The sequence below is a fragment of the Micromonospora sp. SL4-19 genome, assembly GCF_047921475.1.
Taxonomy (GTDB): domain Bacteria; phylum Actinomycetota; class Actinomycetes; order Mycobacteriales; family Micromonosporaceae; genus Micromonospora.
In genome coordinates, this window is record NZ_JBLROB010000005.1 from 240,700 (window position 1) to 258,010 (window position 17,311).

A 17,311-nucleotide genomic window follows, 5' to 3' on the forward strand; every position below is an offset into this window, starting at 1 on the left:
CCGGTCGGCTGAACGGCTGAGGCTTTCGTCACGCCTGCGGTGGTGGCGCACGTACCGGCGGCCCATGCCGCGCGGCGATTTTTTCCACTACAACTACAGATCCGGAGCCTCCCCAGGACCGGGTTGGCAGGAGCCCGGCGGCCTGGCCGCCGGGCTCCTGTCCGTCCTGGCCAGGGTTGGCCGGGTTGCCCGGTCGGGGCAGGATGATCTCGTGCCCACCCCACCCCCCGCGGACGTCATCGAGCCGCACGACACCACCATCGACGAGATCGAGACCCGGGACGAGTTCGACCGGCGGCTTGCCGAGGGGACGCTCGCCGGCCTGACCGTGCAGGGGCTGCGCCTCGACCTCGATCCGGTCCCCGACCTGCGGGGCGTCGACGTGACCGGAACCCTCTTCGTGGGCTGCCGGTTCGCCGGCCGGGAGGTCGGCGCGGACCTGGTCCGGCGCGGCGCGAACGTGGTCCCACCCTTCTCCGGCCTGCCCTACCCGACCCAGCCGGCCCACCTCTACACCGCGGACGACCTGGCCGCGGGCTTCGCCGACGGCGGCTTCGCCGGGATGTACGACACCCGGGTGTACGCGCACTTCCGAGCCCACGGTGGCGCGCTGCCGGATGTCCGGGAGGCGCTCGGCCAGCGGCTGCACGACCACGGGGTGGACAACGCGCTGGCCGACGCCACCCGGACCTGGCTGGCGGAGCACGGGCCGCAGTCCGTGGTGGGCGTGATGGGCGGGCACGCGGTGCCGCGCGGCAGCGCCGCGTACCGGATGGCGGCGGTGCTGGGGTGGGAGCTGGCGCGGGCCGACCGGCTGGTGGTGACCGGCGGCGGTCCCGGCGTGATGGAGGCGGCCAACCTGGGCGCGTTCCTCGCAGCCTGGCCGGCGGAGGAGCTCACCGCGGCGGTCGACCTGCTCGCCACCGCGCCCGACTTCACCGATCACGACCGCTACACGGAGGTGGCGCTTCGGGTACGCCAGGCGTACCTGGCCGGGCCGACGCTGCCCGCGCCGCGTCCGGCGGCGACCGGCACCGGATGGGCCCGGTCGGGCGGGCTGGCCATCCCCACCTGGCTGTACGGGCACGAGCCGGCGAACCTGTTCGCCGGGCGGATCGCCAAGTACTTTTCCAACGCGATCCGGGAGGACACCATCCTTCGGCTGGCCCGGGGCGGGATCGTCTTCGCGCCCGGCCGGGCCGGCACGGTGCAGGAGGTGTTCCAGGCGGCCACCAAGACCTACTACGGCACCGACGGCGCGAGCGGCGCGTACGTCTTCCTGGACCGGGCGTACTGGACCACCGAACTGCCGGTCGAGTCGCTGCTGCGTCCGCTCTTCGCCGCGTCCCCGTTCGGCGACCTGTCGGCCACGGTGCACCTCACCGACGACGTGCACGAGGCGGTCCGGCTGCTGACCGAATGAAAAGAGGGGCCCTGGTTAACGGTGTTAACCAGGGCCCCTCTTTACGGCATCACTTCATCTTGGTGCCGGTGGAGCGCAGGGCCTCGCAGGCCTCGACGACCCGGGCGGCCATGCCGGCCTCGGCGGCCTTGCCCCAGACGCGCGGGTCGTACATCTTCTTGTTGCCGACCTCGCCGTCGACCTTCAGCACGCCGTCGTAGTTGCGGAACATGTGGTCCGCCACCGGCCGGGTGAAGCAGTACTGGGTGTCGGTGTCGATGTTCATCTTCACCACGCCGTAGTCCAGCGCCTCGCGGATCTCCGACAGCAGCGAGCCGGAACCGCCGTGGAAGACCAGGCTGAGCGGCTTCTCCTTGCCGTACTTGGCGCCGACCGCCACCTGGATGTCGTGGAGCACCTGCGGGCGAAGCTTGACGTTGCCCGGCTTGTAGACGCCGTGCACGTTGCCGAAGGTCAGCGCCGCCATGTAGCGGCCCTTCTCACCGAGGCCGAGCGCTTCGACCATGGCCAGGCCATCCTCGACGGTGGTGTAGAGCTTCTCGTTGATGGCGTTCTCGACGCCGTCCTCCTCGCCGCCGACGACGCCGACCTCGATCTCGAGGACGATCTTGCCCTTGGCGGCCTCAGTGAGGAGCTGCTCGGCGATCTCCAGGTTCTCCGCCACCGGCACGGCCGAGCCGTCCCACATGTGCGACTGGAACAGCGGCTCCTCGCCGCGCTTCACCCGCTCCTGGGAGATGCCCATCAACGGCCGGACGAACTTGTCCAGCTTGTCCTTCGGGCAGTGGTCGGTGTGCAGCGCGATGTTCACCGGGAAGTTCTTCGCCACCTCGTGGGCGTACGCGGCGAACGCGACCGCGCCAGTGACCATGTCCTTGACGGACGGACCGGACAGGTACTCCGCGCCACCCGTGGAGACCTGGATGATGCCGTCGCTCTCCGCGTCGGCGAAGCCCTTGAGCGCCGCGTTCAGCGTCTGCGAGGAGGTCACGTTGATCGCGGGGTACGCGAACCGGCCGGCCTTGGCCCGGTCCAGCATCTCCGCGTAGGTCTCGGGGGAAGCGATGGGCATGTCGAACGCTCCTTACTTACCGCTCTCGGCCGCGCAGGCCGCTGTCTTCCTCTGGTGCGCCGGACCGCGCTGTCCACCGCGGGCAGTATCCCGCAGGAGGCGGCAACGGGCACAACCGACCCGGGGACGGCTCACCGGACGTCCAGCCGGTCCGGCACCACGATGCTGATCAGCCAGCTCACCACGGCCACCACGATGGCTCCCCAGAAGGCGGACCAGAAGCCGTCGACGTGGAACGGCAGGTGCAGCCCCCCGGCGATCGCGTTGGTGAGCAGAAACAGCAGGGCGTTGACCACGAACGCGAACAGACCGAGCGTGAGCAGATAGAACACGCAGCCGAACACCTTGATGACCGGCTTGAGCACCGCGTTGACCACGCCGAAGATGAGCGCCACCACGAGCAGGGTGAGCGCCGTCTCCGTACCGTTGCGACCGGTCACCTCCACTCCGGGCACGATCAGGGTGGTGATCCACAGGGCGATCGCGGTGATCGCCAGCCGGATCAGGAAGCCCACGCCACCATCCTGGCACCGGGCTCCTCGATCGGAGGGACAATCCGCCGACTCCGGCGAGCGGGTCCGGCCGGTCGCCGCGCGTGGCACCGTTCGGCCCGGCTCCGAGCGGGGACCGGAGCCAGCCCGTACGGTGTGGTGGTGACTGTCCGCACCGAGATCCAGGGAGGGACGATGGGTCAGCCCGACGAGGACTTCGCCCCGAGCGACCACCTCGCTCCGGAGGAGCGGGACCTGGAGGCGGAGCCGGCCGACGCGGTCGAGCAGGCGGCGGTGGTCAACCCGGAGGACGGCGACACCGAGCCGCAGCGCGGCCTGGAGGTCGGCGACTGGGACGCGATGGAACAGGCCCGGGTCGTCACCGCCGACGAGGACGACTACCGCTGACCCGACGGGAGGGGCCTGCGGGCCCCTCCCGCGTCAACGCAGCCGGGTGACCTGGCCGGGGTGGGCGGTGATCCACTCGCCGAGCCGGTCGGCGCGCAGGGCGTCGAGGAAGCCCGGCCCGAGGGCGGGATCGAGCCGGAAGCGGAGGTCCGGCTTCTCCACGTGCGAGCCCGGCGGGACCACCCCGACCGGCTCGGCATCGGCGGCTTCCCCGGCCGCGGACACCAGTGCCGGCAGGGAGGTGTCCCCGGTGTCGGTGATCAGTCCGGTGCCAAGCTGCCGGAGCAGCGTGTCGAGCACGACCGGATTGGTCAGCGCACCCCGCTCGCCGATCCGGTGGAGCAGACCGGCCGCGTACCGCTCGGCGTTGCGGTCCCGATCCAGCGCGCCGTCCGGCAGCTTGCTCCGCTGGCGGAGCAGGTCCACCGAGGCGTTCCCGTCGAGCCGCTGGCAGCCGGCCGGGAAGACCCGGTCGGTGTGCAACGAGCGGACCCGCTGCGGCAGGCAGACCTCCACGCCGCCGACCGCGTCGGTGAGTTTCCGCACCACCGGGTAGGTGAGCACCGCACCGGCGTCGATGCGTACGCCGAGGGTGTCCGCCACCGCCGCCCGGGTGGCCTGATAGCCGCGGCCCAGGTCCGGGCGCGGCTCCCCGGCGCCCTTCAGGAAGGTGTAGCCGAGCTTGTCCTTCCCGTGGCCGGGTAGCGAGACCTCCAGGAAGCGCGGGAGCGACACCAGATAGAGCCGGCTCCGGTCGGCCGGGACGTGCACCAGCAGGACCGAGTCGGCGATCCGGAACGGGCGGCCGTCGTTCCCGTCCACGCCGACCAGCAGCACGTTCAGCGCTGCAGTGGGCTTCGGCGGTGCCGGTTCGGTCAGCAGGTTCGCGGTCTCCCCGCGCTGCGGAGCGATCGCGGTGAAGCCGGCCAGCGCGGCGGCGACCAGCGCCAACGCCGTGCCGCCGAGCCGGAGCCGGAAGCGGCGACGCCGGCGGCGGACCGTGGCCCGCTCGATGGCGGCGCGGACCGGGCCGGTGGGCGGGGTCAGCGCCTCGAGTCGCGCGAAAGCAGCCAGCAGGTCGTCCTCGATCATCAGCAGACCTCCACGTACTCGGCTCGCAGGGTGGCCAGCGCCCGGGAGATGCAGGAGCGGACCGTGCCGACGGCGCAGCCGAGGATCTCCGCTATCTCCGCGTCGGGCAGGTCCTCGTAGTAGCGGAGCACCAGCGCCGCGCGCTGCCGGCGGGGCAGTCGGGACAGCCAGGACCAGACCTGGTCCCGGTCCACCGCGGACTGCGCATGGTCGGTCGACGCCGGCATCGCCTCGTCCGGTTCGGCGCGCAGCAGCACCCGGCGCGCCCACGAGCCGCGCCGCCAGTCGATGTACTGGTTGGTGAGCATCCGGCGGACGTACCGCTCCGGCACGTCGCTCCGGGCCACCCGCCGCCAGTTCAGCTGGACCCTGACCATGGTCTCCTGCACCAGGTCCTGCGCCTGGTGCGGATCCCCGGTCAGCATCACCGCGTACCGCAGCAGGGCGCCCAGCCGCGCGTCGGCGAACTCCTCGTACGTCACTGCACCTCCCGGTGTCCCGTCCTGTTGACGGGTCCGGCCCGACCGAACGTTGCGGCGACGTTGATCATCCGATCGGCCAGTATCCGGCCCACCAGGCGCTCCCGGACTGCCCAGCGCCTTCACGTTTCTTTAAGCTCGCGGTTTCCACCTGAAACCCCCACGGGAGGAACCCCCGCATGTTCAGGAACTCCACCCGGCGCTGGCTCGCCGGGTTGGGTGTCGCAGGCGCGTTCATCGCCGCCTCCGCCACCCCCGCCGCCGCCGCCGGCGCCCCCTTCGAGGTCATCACCAGCAACCTGATCGTTGCCCCCGGCCACTCCACCTACGGCTTCGTCTTCGCCATGTCCGCCGACCCGGAGCACCCGGTGAGCTTCGGCCGGACCACGTTGGACATCGACTTCTCCGGCATCGCGAACTTCGCCGTTCCGGAATTCGAGGGTGAGGGCGGCGACTGGGCGTGCCAGACCTCCGGAACGTCCGTGCACTGCGAGAGCGACCTCGGCAGGTACCAGGAGCCGGCGCTGGGCTTCGTGGTGACCGGCAAGGACGATGCGAAGCCGGGCCAGCAGGGCGACATCGTCTTCGCCGTGACCAGCGGCGGGAAGAAGGCCTCCGCGAACGCCACGGTAACCCTGGCGGAGGCTGTCGACCTGCAGACCGAGCAGGAGCTCACGGCCAGCGGCGACCCGGGTGCCAAGGTCGGTGTCCGGCCGCTCGTCCGCAACGGCTCCGAGGTGACCAGCCACGGCGCCGTGATGGTGTTCTCCACCGACTACCTCAACCAGTACGCCGGTGACTTCTCCAACTGCGACACGTTCGGGTTTTTCGGCCTGACCGTCTGCACCTTCGACCAGGAGCTGGAGCCGGGCAAGGAATACCAGGCCGCCGTGGACGTGCCGGTCCGGCTCGACAAGGACGTCCGCTCCGGTGCCCGGCTCGGCGCCGTGCTCTCCTGGTGGACCAAGGACGACTGGGCGGTGGTCAGCGAGGGCATCCCGGCCGGCGAGCCGGGCAAGGGCAAGGAGCTGCGCCTCGTCGAGAAGGCCGGGGCGAAATCCCTGCGCGTGCCACAGACCGACCCGGACTTCGACAACAACTGGACCGACGTCACGTTCACCGTGACGGGGAACCACCCGGCGGACCTGAGCGCCGCGGGTGCCCAGGCCAGCGGCAAGAAGGGTGACGTCGTCCGGGTCACCCCGAGCTTCACGAACCTCGGCCCGGCGCTGCTCGAATACCAGGACGGGCCGCTGTTCCGGGTGACGATCCCGAAGGGCACCACCGCCGTCGACGTGTCCGGCGACTGCCAGCCGTACACCACCGACAAGGAGTGGGATCCGTGGGACGGCCTTTGGGGTGAGCCAGGCGCCAAGGAGTACGCCTGCATGGCCAGCGAGACCCCCAAGGGCATGAAGTACGACTACGAGTTCAGCCTCCGTATCGACAAGGTCGTCCCGAACGCCTCCGGCGCCGTCATGGTCCGGCTGCCCGGCGACCCGAACAGCAAGAACGACAGCGCGGCGATCGTCATCAACCCGAGCGACGGTGGCCAGGGCGGCGGCGGCACGCTGCCAATCACCGGTTCCGCCACCGGCCTGATCGCCGGCATCGGCGCGCTGCTGCTCGCGGCCGGCGTGGGCGGCTTCGCCGTCGCCCGCCGCCGCAAGACCCGCTTCGTCGCCTGATCCGCACCGCGCCACACCGCACCACCCGACGCCCCGTCGACCGGCACCGGTCGGCGGGGCGTCGCCGTTCCGGCAGGGCAGCAGGTGGAAAACGGACGGCGCATGATCGACGTAGCTGACACCATCGACGGGTGCTGCTGACCCTGACCACGACCCACCGCCCCGCGACCGACCTCGGCCACCTCCTCGTCAAGCACCCGGACCGCGTGCAGAGCTTCGAGCTGCCGGCGGGCACCGCGCATGTGCTCTACCCAGAGGCGGACGAGCAGCGGTGCACGGCAGCCCTGCTGGTCGAGGTCGACCCGCTGCGGCTGGCCGGCGGCCGGGGTCGCGGCCGGGCGCAGACGACGACTCCGGACACCTTCACCCTCGGCCAGTACGTCAACGACCGCCCGTACGCCGCGTCCAGCCTGCTCTCCTCCGCGCTGGCCAAGGTGTTCCGCTCGGCGCTGCGTGGCGAGTCCCGCGACCGGCCGGAGCTGGCCGTCACCCCGATCCCGCTGGAGGTGCGGGTGCCGGTGCTGCGCTGCCGGGGCGGCGCCGAGCTGGCCGTACGGGTCTTCGCCCCGCTGGGCTGGACGGTGACGGCCACCCCGATCCCGCTCGACGAGGCGTACCCGGAGTGGGGTGACAGCCGCTACGTCGACCTGACGCTCACCGGCACGCTGCGGGTCGCCGACGCGCTCAACCACCTGTACGTGCTGCTGCCCGTCCTGGACGACGCCAAGCACTACTGGGTGGCGCCGGACGAGGTGGACAAGCTCCTCCGGGCCGGTGCCGGCTGGCTGGCCGACCACCCGGAACGTGCCCTGATCACCCGCCGCTACCTGGCGCACCGCCGGGCGCTGGCCGGTGCGGCGCTGGCCCGCCTGGCGGAGCTGCGCCTCGCCGACGAGCCGCCCGCCGACGACAGCGTCGACGGCGAGGAGCGGGTCGAGACCCCGCGCGCCTCGCTGGCCGTACGACGGCGCGAGGCGGTGCTGGCCGCGCTGCGGGCCAGCGGTGCCAGCCGGGTGCTGGACCTGGGCTGTGGGGGCGGGGCACTGCTCGGCGCGCTGGTCGCCGACCGGCGGTTCACCGAGATCGTCGGCACCGACGTGTCCAGCCACGCGCTCACCCTGGCCGCCGGGCGGCTGCGGCTGGACCGGCTGCCGGAGCGGCAGCGGGACCGGATCAAGCTGTGGCAGTCGGCGCTCACCTACCGGGACGACCGGCTACGCGGGTACGACGCGGCGGTGCTGATGGAGGTGGTCGAGCACCTCGACCCGCCGCGGCTGCCGGCGCTGGAGGACGCGGTGTTCGGGCACGCCCGGCCCGGCACGGTCGTGGTGACCACCCCCAACGTCGACTACAACGTGCGCTACGAAGGGTTGGGCGCGGGCCGGTTCCGGCACGCCGACCACCGTTTCGAGTGGACCCGTGCCGAGTTCGCCGCGTGGGTCGAGCGGGTGGCGGCGGCCCACGGCTACACCGCCACGATCGGCGGGGTCGGCGACGACGACCCCGAGGTGGGCAGCCCCACGCAGATCGCCGTGCTGACCCGGGAGGAGGAGCGATGACCATCCTGGACATTCCCGAGCTCGCCCTGGTGGCGCTGGTCGGCGTCTCGGGCTCCGGCAAGTCCACCTTCGCCCGGCGGCACTTCCAGCCCAGCCAGGTGCTCTCCTCGGACACCTTCCGGGGCATGGTGGCCGACGACGAGAACGACCAGTCCGCCTCGGCCGACGCGTTCGACGCGCTGCACCACGTCGCCGGGCTCCGGCTCCGCCGGGGCCGGCTCACCGTGGTCGATGCGACCAACCTCCAGCCGCACGCCCGGGCCGCGCTGGTCAAGGTGGCCCGGGAGCACGACGTGCTGCCGGTGGCCATCGTGCTGGACGTACCGGAGGCGCTGGCCTGGGAGCGTACGCAGGGCCGGGCCGACCGGACGCACGGCCGGCAGGTGCTCGCCCGGATGCAACGGGACCTGCGCCAGTCGTACGGGCGACTGGCGCGGGAGGGCTTCCGCAAGGTGCACGTGCTGCGCGGCGTCGAGGAGATCGACGCCGCCGAGATCCGCTCCGAGAAGCTGTTCAACGACCGGCGCGAGCTGACCGGGCCGTTCGACGTGGTCGGTGACGTGCACGGCTGCCGCGAGGAGCTGGAGGCGCTGCTGCTCCGGCTGGGCTGGTCACTGCACCGCGACGACGCGGGCCGCGCGGTGGACGCGGCGCACCCGGCCGGTCGTACCGCGGTCTTCGTGGGTGACCTGGTGGACCGCGGCCCGGACTCGCCCGGGGTGCTCCGCCTGGTGATGGGCATGGTGGCGGCCGGCCACGCGATCTGCGTGCCGGGCAACCACGAGCAGAAGCTGCTGCGCAAGCTGCGCGGTCGGGACGTGCGGCTCACCCACGGCCTGGCCGAGACGATGGCCCAGCTGGCGTCGGAGCCGGAGAGTTTCGTCGCGGACGCGGCAGCCTTCATCGACGGTCTGGTCAGCCACTACGTGCTGGACGGCGGCCGGCTGGTGGTCGCGCACGCCGGGCTGAAGGAGGCGTACCACGGCCGGGCGTCCGGCCGGGTGCGGTCGTTCGCGCTCTACGGGGAGACCACCGGCGAGACCGACGAGTACGGCCTGCCGGTCCGCTACCCGTGGGCGCGGGACTACCGCGGCTCGGCCATGGTCGTGTACGGCCACACCCCCACCCCCGAGCCGGAATGGGTCAACAACACCATCTGCGTCGACACCGGCTGCGTCTTCGGCGGGAAGCTCACCGCGCTGCGCTACCCGGAGAAGGAACTGGTCTCGGTCCCGGCGGTGAAGGAGTGGTACGCCCCGGCCCGTCCGCTGGTCGCGCCCAGTGCGACCCGTCCGGACACGGTGCTGGACCTGGCCGACGTCACCGGGCGGCGGCACGTCGCACACGCCTACGGGACGCTGACCGTGCCGGCGGAGAACGCGGCGGCCGCGCTGGAGGTGATGAGCCGGTACGCGGTCGACCCCGGCCGGCTGGTCTGGCTGCCGCCGACCATGGCGCCCTGCTCCACGTCCACGGTCGACGGGTTCCTGGAGCACCCGGCGGAGGCGTTCGCCGACTACCGCGCGGCGGGTGTCGAGCGGGTGGTCTGCGAGGAGAAGCACATGGGCTCCCGGGCGGCGGTGCTGGTGGAGCGGGAGCCGGGGCGGTTCGACGGCGGGGTGGTGCACACCCGTACCGGGCGGCCGTTCTTCGGGCCGCCGCTCGACGGCGAGCTCCTGGCCCGGGTCCACGCCGCGGTCACCACGGCCGGCCTCTGGTCCGAGCTGGACACCGACTGGCTGCTGCTCGACTGCGAGCTGCTGCCCTGGTCGGCGAAGGCGGGCGGGCTGATCCGCGAGCAGTACGCCGGCGTCGGCGCCGCCGGCCGGGCCGCGCTGCCGGCGGCGCTGGCCGCGCTCGACGCGGCCGCCGGCCGGGGACTGCCGGTCGCCGAGCTGCGCGGCCGGTTGGCCGACCGCGAGTCCGAGGTGCGGGCGTACTCGGCGGCGTACCGGGCGTACGTCGGTCCGACCGACGGGCTGCGCGGCGTGACGCTGGCGCCGTTCGCCGTGCTGGCCGGCTCCGGGGCGAGCCATGCCGACCGGGACCACGGCTGGCACCTGGCCCTCGCCGACCGGCTGGGCGCGGCGGACCCGGAGTTCTTCACCCCGACCGACCGGCTGGTGGTGGATCTGACCGACGAGGCGGCGGTGGCGGCGGCGACCGACTGGTGGCTGGCGCTGACCGCGGCCGGCGGCGAGGGCATGGTGGTCAAGCCGTACGCCGGGCTCGCCGCCCGGTCGCCGAAGGGGTCGCTGCTCCAACCGGGGATCAAGTGCCGGGGCCGGGAGTACCTGCGGATCATCTACGGCCCCGGGTACACCGAGCCGGAGCAGCTCGACGCGCTGCGCAAGCGCTCGCTGGGGCGCAAGCGGGGGCTGGCCCTGCGCGAGCACGGCCTCGGCCTGGCCGCCCTGGACGCGCTGGCCGAGGACGCCCCGCTCTGGCGGCGGCACGAACTGGTCTTCGCGATCCTCGCCTGCGAGTCGGAGCCGGTCGACCCCCGCCTGTAGGTCCGGTACGCCCGGTCCGGCGCGCTGCCGGATCGGGCCCGGGTACCCTTTGTGGCCGTGGACACAGCAGAGAAGACCCGGATGCTCTCCGAAAGCGTGGCCCTGAACCCGCTCGACCCGAAGGACCTGATCCACACCTTCGGGCTGATCGGCGTGTGGGTGATCCTGTTCGCCGAGACCGGTCTGCTGGTCGGCTTCTTCTTCCCCGGCGACTCACTGCTCTTCCTGGCCGGGGTGGCCGCCTCCCCGGTGGCGGACGCGATCTTCGGCGTCGGCACCCGCCTGAACCTGGTCGCGCTGCTGGTCGGCGGTCCGCTGTGCGCGATCATCGGCGCCCAGCTCGGGCACTGGCTCGGTGCCCGGTACGGCCGGCGGATGTTCGAGCGCCCCAACTCCCGTCTCTTCAAGCGGGAGTACGTGGAGAAGGCCGAGTACTACTTCCAGAAGTTCGGCCCGGCGAAGGCCGTGGTGCTGGCCCGCTTCATCCCGATCGTCCGGACCTTCCTCAACCCGGTGGCCGGGGTGCTCGGCATGCCGGCCCGGCAGTTCTTCCTCTGGAACGTGGTCGGCGCGATCCTCTGGGTGGACGGCATCCTGCTCATCGGCTACCTGCTGGCCGACCAGATCTACAGCGCGATCGGCGACAAGATCGACCGGTACATCCTGCCGGTGGTCGCGCTGATCATCGTGATCTCGGTGCTGCCGATCTTCTTCGAGTTCCTCCGCGACCGGCGGGCGCGCAAGCGCGGCGAGGCGGCAGCGGTGGTAGCCGCCTCCAGCGCGGCGGGCGCGGCGAACGCCCTCCGGGACACCGTCAAGGACGACGACCACCGACGCCACGGCCCGCAGGACCGCTGACCCAGGTACGCCGATGGCCGGCCCCCGGTGAGGGGGCCGGCCATCGGCGTTCGACGTGTCGACCTGCGGGTGGTACGGATGACGGCAGCCGTCACCGTCCGACGGTGGCGCCACCCCTGGCACGCCACCGGCGCCGCGCTCGATCGAGGCGGCCTATGGCCATCCGGGCTCAGCTGGCGGCCATAATTCGGCCTTCGTGCCGCCTGGCGGCACTCCGCGCCGAATGAAGGCCGGTCTGACGCCGCTCCACGACGCCGGACAGCCAACCCGGATCTCGGGCACGTCCGGTGTCAGCGGGCCTTCTTGGTGGCCCGCTTCCGCGGCGGCGTGAGCAGATCCGCGATCGTGGCGATCGCGGTCGGCACCAGCCGGTAGTACGCCCAGACACCGCGCTTCTCCCGCTCCAGCAAGCCGGCCTCGGTGAGGATGCGCAGGTGGTGGCTGACCGTCGGCTGCGAGAGGCCGAGCGGCGCGGTGAGGTCACACACGCACGCCTCGCCCTCGGGCGCCGACTGGATCAGGCTGAGCAGCCGCAGCCGGGCAGGGTCGGCGAGGGCCTTCAGCACCCCCGCGAGACGCTCGGCATCGGCACGTTCGATCGGCTCGCCGGCAAGCGGCGAGATCTGAGGCATGGTCATTTCAGCCAACGCAGTTCCCACGTATTCCATCCTTCCACCAGCAGCATCGATCCGCCTGCATATGAGCAAATCCGAATCGGCAAACTTTTACGCCACAAGGCCGAGGTCAGCCAACGTATAGGCCGCCCGATAGGGCAATCCGGCGGCTCGTACCGCGTCGCCAGCGCCTCGATCAACAATAACCGCCACACCCACCACCTCGGCCCCGGCCTCACGCAACGCCTCGACCGCGGCCAACACGCTGCCACCCGTTGTCGAGGTGTCCTCGACCGCCAGGACCCGGCGGCCGGCGACATCCGGCCCCTCGATGCGTCGCTGGAGACCGTGCGCCTTGCCCGCCTTGCGGACCACGAACGCGTCCAGCGGTCGGTCGCCGTCGGCCCCCGCGTGCAGCATCGCCACGGCGACCGGATCCGCGCCGAGGGTCAGCCCGCCGACAGCGTCGTAATCCCAGTCGGCGGTGAGGTCACGCATCACCCGACCGACCAACGGCGCCGCCCGGTGATGGAGCGTGACGCGACGCAGATCGACGTACCAGTCCGCCTCACGGCCCGACGAGAGCACCACGCGGCCGTGGACCACAGCCAGTTCGGTGATGAATTTACGCAGGTCGTCGTGGTCCCCCATGGCGATAGAGGGTACTGCGCGAGTCTGTGAGGTGTGTGTGGGGTCCGTCGGGGTCACCCTGCGGGCGACCGACGAGTGGCGATGCCCGGCTACGCTGTGCGACCGTCCACCCAGGTTGGCGGGCGCCGGTCCCATCGCCGGGACGCCGGCCCGATCGACCGGAGGTCACTCGCCGCTGCGCCCGACCCGACCTCGGGTGTCCCGGGAGGCGGCGCGCAGCAGCCGTCGGGGAGCGTGCCGCAGGCCCGCCACGACCAGCTTGTACTTCCAGCTCGGCACGCTGACCAGCTTGCCTTTCCGCAGGTCACGCAGCCCTTCGTCGACCACGTCGTCGGCCCGCAGCCACATCCAGGCCGGCGTACGCGACATGTCGATGCCGGCCCGCTCGTGGTACCCGGTGCGCGTGTAGCCGGGGCAGAGGGCCATCACCCGTACCCCGAGCGGCGCCACCGACTGACCGATCGACTCAGTGAAATTCGTGACCCACGCCTTGCTGGCGGAGTAGGTCGACCCCGGCATGGGCACGCCGAAACCCGCGACGGAAGAGACATTTATCACTGCCCCGCCGCCCCGCTCGATCATCGGTCCGAGGGCCGCGTGGGTCAGCCGCAGCACCGCGAGCACGTTCAGCCGGAGCAGCCGGGCCTCGTCCTCGACGGCCGACCGGACGAACGCGGTGTTGAGACTGGTCCCGGCGTTGTTCACCAGCAGCTCGACCGGTGGCTCGGCAGCGAGCCGGCGTTCGACCGCCGCGCAGCCGTCGTCGGTGGACAGATCGGCCGGGATGGTCTCGACCCGACGGTCGTACCGGCGGGTCAGCTCGGCGGCGGTGGCATCGAGCCGGCCGGGGTCCCGGGCCACCAGGACCAGGTCCCACCCGTCGGCGGCGAGCCGGCGGGCGAACGCCTCACCGATGCCCAGGCTGGCGCCGGTGATCAACGCGCGGTGCACGAAGGGGTGGGGTTCGTCGGTCACGGGTGGTCCTCGGGGGTGGTGATCGGTCCGGGTGGGGCCGACGTGGGCGCCGGAGTGGTCGGTGGCGCCCACGGCGACGGGGATCCATAGGCCGGCGGGGCCGAGTACGACGGAGGCCCGTAGGCCGGCTGGGCCGATGCGGGTTGCGGGCCGTGGACCGGGCCGGTGGCGGCCGGTCCGGCCGGCGGCCGGGGTCCGGCCGGGGGCATCGGGCCGGGGGTCGGAGCGGTGGGCGCGGGGCGGCGGAAGAAGCCGCCGGCCGCAGGCAGGGTCAGCAACGCGGCGACCAGCAGGTACCCGAGGACCTGCGCCACCGCGACGGCCGCGTTCACCGGGATCCACCAGGCCGGGTACGCGTCGCTCACGCCGGCGAGCAGGTCGGCGGTGACCTGCTCGTCGGCGCCGAGGCGCAACGGCGCGGATCGCTGGCCGACCAGCACCGCCAGGCCGCAGCAGCCACAGAACAGACCCAGCCCGGAGACGACCCAGGTGGCCACCCGGGCACCGGGGCGACCGGAGAGCAGGCCGAGGGCGAGCCCGCCGAGCACCAGCGCCACGACCACGCCGACCACGGCCGACAGCACCGTGGAGATGCGCAGCAGTGACACCACCGCGTCGATCTCACCGCCGCTGGCCCCGGTCCCGGCCGCCGCCGCGCGGAACCGATCCACCGTCCCACCCGTGACGAGCAGGTTGGCGACCGCGTACGCCACGGCGCCGACGGCCATCAGCAGCAGCGCCGCCGCCGCCGAGACGACCGCCCCCGGACGGCGGGGCGGGGCCTGAACGGGATACGACACGACAGATCCCTCCGGTAGGCATCGGCTTGCAACCTACTCGGAGGGATCGTCGGCGTCGCTGCTATCGGCGCGTCAACTTCCCGAGGGTGCCTCGGGACCGCGTCGCTCGGCCGGATCCGGCGACGGACCGGGCTGAGCCGGGCCCGGATGCTGACCCGGGACCGGCGGGTAGCCGGGGGTCGGCGGGTAGGGCGGGTAGGTGCCGCCCGGCACCGGGGGCTCCCAGGTCGGCTGCTGCTTGCGGAAGAACTCGTTCGACTTCGGCAACGCCAGCAGGATCAGGGCAACCAGCAGGGCCAGCAGGGCGAGCACGCCGAGCAGGGTGGCGGTCGGGCTGTACCAGGACGGCAGCGCGTCCTCCAACCGGCGCTGGATCTCCTCGTTGCTCGGCATGTTGCCGCTGGTCGAGCCGCTGCTCGTCAGGCTACCGGCGGCAGTGTTCACCAGGCCGCCGCCGGTGCAGCAGAGCAGGATGCCGCCCAGCACCCAGGTGGTGATCCGGGCGCCGTTCTTCCCCCGGTTGTTCAGCAGGGCGAGGACGACGAGCCCGGCCGCGAGCAGCAGCGTCAGCACGGCACCGCCGATGCCGACCGCGTACGCCACCTCGCCCGCCTGCTCGGCAGCGGTGCCGCTGTACGCGTCCTTCAGGACGTCGCGGACCGTGCCGATGGTGGACAGCGTCAGGATGAGGTTCACCACCTGGATGGCGGCGACGAAAATAAGCAGCCAACTGGACGTCGTGACCACGCCCGGGCGGGCGCGGGTCGGCGTCCCCGAGGCATCGACCATGATTCTCCTTCCCTAGATCACACGACCACCGTAGCGATACCGGGCCAGGTGAGCACAGCACGAGGGCCGGACGCGCTGGGGTCAACGTACGCGGCGTCCAGGATGACCAGCACCATCAGGTTGTCTGCTCCGGGCCGGCCTGCGGATAGATCATCACCTCGGCGCGGTGCAGCTTCTCGCCGAGGGCCACCTCCCAGCCGGACTCCCCGTACGCCTCGAAGGAGAGGCGGGCCCCGCCGGGCGCCTGGTAGTCGTGGTAGCGCATGGTGCCGCGCGGGTCGAGGCCGGTGCCCTCGGTGGCGGTGTAGCGCGCCTGGCCGGACTCGTCCCAGGTGTACTGGCGGCCGGCGACGTCCAGAGTGGGGGCGCCGGGCGTGACCGTGGCGGACGGTTGGCTGGCCCAGAGCACCAGCTCCAGGTCCGGATCCTCCTGGACGGAGAGCCAGCGCTTCACCCCGCCCGTGTCGTCGAGCAGGTGCTCCGCCCAGCTCCAGCCGCCCTCGACCAGGTGCACCGAGCCCCGGACGGTGTACGACACCTGCCGGATCTCCACGATGTCACCGGGCCGGAGCCGGCGCGGGTTGCCGCGGAGCCCGTCGGCGTCCCGGTCGCGGAACGGAGCCCCGGGCGCCTGCCGGCGCGGCCCGGACCGGACCTTGCGCAGCGCCACCACGGCGACCACCACACCGGCCACCCCGACCAGGCACCCCAGGCCCGTCACCAGGTACGCCAATGAAACGTTCACGACCGCCTCCCCACGTGCGTCGGCGGAGACGTTAACAAGCCCGGCCACCTCGCCGAACAACTCGTTCGCTGAGTCAGCGATCAGCTACCGGAGATACCGGCGCCCGGGTCGGTGGACTGCCCCGTGGCGCCCGGGGCGGCATCGTCCCCGGCCGGGTTGCCGGACGGGCTGGCGGCCGACGCGGGGGGTGCCCACGGGCCGGCGTCCTGGGCGGCGGCTTCCACCGAGCCGGCGTCCGGCGCGGTTGCCGACGGGCCGGTGGGCGGGTGGGCCAGGTGCAGGGCGGGGTCGGGGCACAGCGGAAGCGGCATGACGGCCGGTGGGTAGGTGGCTGGCGGATAGCCCGGCGGGTACGTTGCCGCGGCGTGGGCCGGCGGGTAGGCGGCTGGGGGGTAGCCCGGCGGATACGTTGTCGCGGGGTGGGCCGGCGGGTAGGCGGCCGCGGGATAGCCCGGCCAGTAGGCGTAACCCAGGGGCGCTGGCCAGGCGGCGGGCGAGGGGCGGAACCAGCGGCGGGATTCCGGCACGAGCAGCAGCACGACGATCGCCGCGGTGAGAACCAGCACCAGCGCCACCCCGATGCCGCCGAACGCGAGGACCGTCCCCGGGTCGCCCTGGCCGTAGAGGACGTCGAGGAACTTCGACTGCTCCCAGTCGGCACCCTCGGGTCCGGTGTCCAGAGCGGGGTCGTAGCCGGGATCGCCCATTGCGACAGCCAGCAGGAACGGGATCACCAGCAGGCCGCCGCAGCTCTGCCCGACACAGAGCAGCAGCTGCGCCCCGGCGGCCACGAAGACCAGGATGCGGGCGGTGTTGCTGCCCCGGCGCAGGGGCATCGCGGTGGCGGCGAGCCAGGCCGCCAGCAGCAACGCGGGGACACCCATGGTCAACGCCATGAAGACATTGCCCGACCGCTCGTCCGACACCTCCATCGGGTCCGCGTCCGGGACCTGCCGCAGTGCCTCGTCGATCTGGCCGTCGTAGTACACCGCGCCGACGACCACGAGAGCGGCCAGAACGAGCAGGACGGCAACGGCCGCGATCTGCAGCCAGAAGGCGACCGTGACGACAGCGGGCCGGACGGGCCGGGCGGGAGCGGTGCCGGGGGTGATCATGCCTGGCAAGGTACGGGCTGCCCGCCACCGTGCGGCAGG

At 72.5% G+C, this 17,311-nt stretch carries 16 protein-coding genes and 1 pseudogene; 6 read left to right on the forward strand and 11 right to left on the reverse strand.

What is annotated here, in order from left to right; genetic code table 11:
* Positions 1 to 211: 211 nt before the first annotated feature.
* Positions 212 to 1,423, forward strand: coding sequence for a hypothetical protein (locus ACNAVT_RS10510; protein ID WP_416295098.1), 1,212 nt, complete (start codon positions 212 to 214; stop codon positions 1,421 to 1,423).
* Between the two features lie 49 nt (positions 1,424 to 1,472).
* Here ACNAVT_RS10510 and fbaA read toward each other — a convergent pair whose 3' ends face one another.
* On the reverse strand, positions 1,473 to 2,495 hold the full coding sequence (gene fbaA / locus ACNAVT_RS10515) for a class II fructose-bisphosphate aldolase (RefSeq protein WP_416295100.1): 1,023 nt from the start codon (positions 2,493 to 2,495) through the stop codon (positions 1,473 to 1,475).
* 131 nt (positions 2,496 to 2,626) lie between these two features.
* Positions 2,627 to 3,010, reverse strand: coding sequence for a phage holin family protein (locus ACNAVT_RS10520; protein WP_416295101.1), 384 nt, complete (start codon positions 3,008 to 3,010; stop codon positions 2,627 to 2,629).
* A gap of 171 nt (positions 3,011 to 3,181) precedes the next feature.
* On the opposite strand from ACNAVT_RS10520, the gene ACNAVT_RS10525 reads away from it, so the two are divergent.
* Positions 3,182 to 3,394 (forward strand): hypothetical protein, encoded by a 213-nt coding sequence (locus tag ACNAVT_RS10525; RefSeq protein WP_416295204.1) that lies wholly within the window; start codon positions 3,182 to 3,184, stop codon positions 3,392 to 3,394.
* A 33-nt stretch (positions 3,395 to 3,427) separates the two neighbouring features.
* Here ACNAVT_RS10525 and ACNAVT_RS10530 read toward each other — a convergent pair whose 3' ends face one another.
* Together ACNAVT_RS10530 and ACNAVT_RS10535 are read right to left on the reverse strand one after the other, a co-directional pair.
* A complete protein-coding gene (locus ACNAVT_RS10530) occupies positions 3,428 to 4,486 on the reverse strand; it encodes an LCP family protein (RefSeq protein WP_416295103.1) in 1,059 nt (352 codons plus the stop codon).
* The gene (locus tag ACNAVT_RS10535; protein WP_416295105.1) at positions 4,486 to 4,968 is read right to left on the reverse strand and encodes a SigE family RNA polymerase sigma factor; all 483 of its coding nucleotides are present in this window, start codon (positions 4,966 to 4,968) and stop codon (positions 4,486 to 4,488) included. Before ACNAVT_RS10535 ends, ACNAVT_RS10530 begins: the two co-directional genes overlap by 1 nt.
* Positions 4,969 to 5,144: 176 nt before the next feature.
* On the opposite strand from ACNAVT_RS10535, the gene ACNAVT_RS10540 reads away from it, so the two are divergent.
* The 4 genes from ACNAVT_RS10540 to ACNAVT_RS10555 all read left to right on the forward strand — a co-directional run bounded on the left by ACNAVT_RS10540 (position 5,145) and on the right by ACNAVT_RS10555 (position 11,583).
* Complete coding sequence (locus tag ACNAVT_RS10540; protein WP_416295106.1) at positions 5,145 to 6,653, forward strand: LPXTG cell wall anchor domain-containing protein; 1,509 nt, start codon at positions 5,145 to 5,147, stop codon at positions 6,651 to 6,653.
* Positions 6,654 to 6,784: 131 nt separating this feature from the next.
* Positions 6,785 to 8,212 (forward strand): 3' terminal RNA ribose 2'-O-methyltransferase Hen1, encoded by a 1,428-nt coding sequence (locus ACNAVT_RS10545; protein ID WP_416295108.1) that lies wholly within the window; start codon positions 6,785 to 6,787, stop codon positions 8,210 to 8,212.
* A complete protein-coding gene (locus ACNAVT_RS10550; RefSeq protein ID WP_416295109.1) occupies positions 8,209 to 10,725 on the forward strand; it encodes a polynucleotide kinase-phosphatase in 2,517 nt (838 codons plus the stop codon). The genes ACNAVT_RS10545 and ACNAVT_RS10550 overlap by 4 nt, the downstream gene beginning before the upstream one ends.
* Before the next feature lie 81 nt (positions 10,726 to 10,806).
* Positions 10,807 to 11,583: a DedA family protein gene (locus ACNAVT_RS10555; RefSeq protein ID WP_416295206.1), complete on the forward strand. Its 777-nt coding sequence runs from the start codon at positions 10,807 to 10,809 to the stop codon at positions 11,581 to 11,583.
* A 290-nt stretch (positions 11,584 to 11,873) separates the two neighbouring features.
* Here the strand turns inward: ACNAVT_RS10555 and ACNAVT_RS10560 are convergent, their stop codons facing one another.
* The 7 genes and pseudogenes from ACNAVT_RS10560 to ACNAVT_RS10590 all read right to left on the reverse strand — a co-directional run bounded on the left by ACNAVT_RS10560 (position 11,874) and on the right by ACNAVT_RS10590 (position 17,272).
* Positions 11,874 to 12,251: an ArsR/SmtB family transcription factor gene (locus ACNAVT_RS10560; protein ID WP_007073957.1), complete on the reverse strand. Its 378-nt coding sequence runs from the start codon at positions 12,249 to 12,251 to the stop codon at positions 11,874 to 11,876.
* 57 nt (positions 12,252 to 12,308) lie between these two features.
* Positions 12,309 to 12,848 carry an orotate phosphoribosyltransferase gene (gene pyrE / locus ACNAVT_RS10565; protein WP_416295110.1) on the reverse strand — a complete coding sequence of 180 codons (540 nt, stop codon included), beginning with the start codon at positions 12,846 to 12,848 and terminating at the stop codon, positions 12,309 to 12,311.
* Positions 12,849 to 13,013: 165 nt separating this feature from the next.
* Entirely contained in the window at positions 13,014 to 13,823 is an 810-nt protein-coding gene (locus ACNAVT_RS10570) for an SDR family NAD(P)-dependent oxidoreductase (RefSeq protein WP_416295112.1), read from the reverse strand.
* A 188-nt stretch (positions 13,824 to 14,011) separates the two neighbouring features.
* Positions 14,012 to 14,623 (reverse strand): annotated as a pseudogene (locus tag ACNAVT_RS10575) (hypothetical protein); the annotation flags it as partial.
* 72 nt (positions 14,624 to 14,695) lie between these two features.
* Positions 14,696 to 15,412 carry a hypothetical protein gene (locus tag ACNAVT_RS10580; RefSeq protein WP_416295113.1) on the reverse strand — a complete coding sequence of 239 codons (717 nt, stop codon included), beginning with the start codon at positions 15,410 to 15,412 and terminating at the stop codon, positions 14,696 to 14,698.
* Between the two features lie 115 nt (positions 15,413 to 15,527).
* Complete coding sequence (locus ACNAVT_RS10585) at positions 15,528 to 16,157, reverse strand: DUF4178 domain-containing protein (RefSeq protein WP_416295115.1); 630 nt, start codon at positions 16,155 to 16,157, stop codon at positions 15,528 to 15,530.
* 80 nt (positions 16,158 to 16,237) lie between these two features.
* Complete coding sequence (locus ACNAVT_RS10590; RefSeq protein ID WP_416295117.1) at positions 16,238 to 17,272, reverse strand: hypothetical protein; 1,035 nt, start codon at positions 17,270 to 17,272, stop codon at positions 16,238 to 16,240.
* Positions 17,273 to 17,311: the final 39 nt, after the last annotated feature.

Bases quoted from the DNA above. Each gene is read 5' to 3' on its own strand.
- fbaA (WP_416295100.1), bottom strand. From the start codon at position 2,495: ATGCCCATCGCTTCCCCCGAGACCTACGCGGAGATGCTGGACCGGGCC.
- ACNAVT_RS10525 (WP_416295204.1), top strand. From the start codon at position 3,182: ATGGGTCAGCCCGACGAGGACTTCGCCCCGAGCGACCACCTCGCTCCG.
- ACNAVT_RS10530 (WP_416295103.1), bottom strand. From the start codon at position 4,486: ATGATCGAGGACGACCTGCTGGCTGCTTTCGCGCGACTCGAGGCGCTG.
- ACNAVT_RS10540 (WP_416295106.1), top strand. From the start codon at position 5,145: ATGTTCAGGAACTCCACCCGGCGCTGGCTCGCCGGGTTGGGTGTCGCA.
- ACNAVT_RS10550 (WP_416295109.1), top strand. From the start codon at position 8,209: ATGACCATCCTGGACATTCCCGAGCTCGCCCTGGTGGCGCTGGTCGGC.
- ACNAVT_RS10555 (WP_416295206.1), top strand. From the start codon at position 10,807: ATGCTCTCCGAAAGCGTGGCCCTGAACCCGCTCGACCCGAAGGACCTG.
- ACNAVT_RS10560 (WP_007073957.1), bottom strand. From the start codon at position 12,251: ATGGAATACGTGGGAACTGCGTTGGCTGAAATGACCATGCCTCAGATC.
- pyrE (WP_416295110.1), bottom strand. From the start codon at position 12,848: ATGGGGGACCACGACGACCTGCGTAAATTCATCACCGAACTGGCTGTG.
- ACNAVT_RS10580 (WP_416295113.1), bottom strand. From the start codon at position 15,412: ATGGTCGATGCCTCGGGGACGCCGACCCGCGCCCGCCCGGGCGTGGTC.
- ACNAVT_RS10590 (WP_416295117.1), bottom strand. From the start codon at position 17,272: ATGATCACCCCCGGCACCGCTCCCGCCCGGCCCGTCCGGCCCGCTGTC.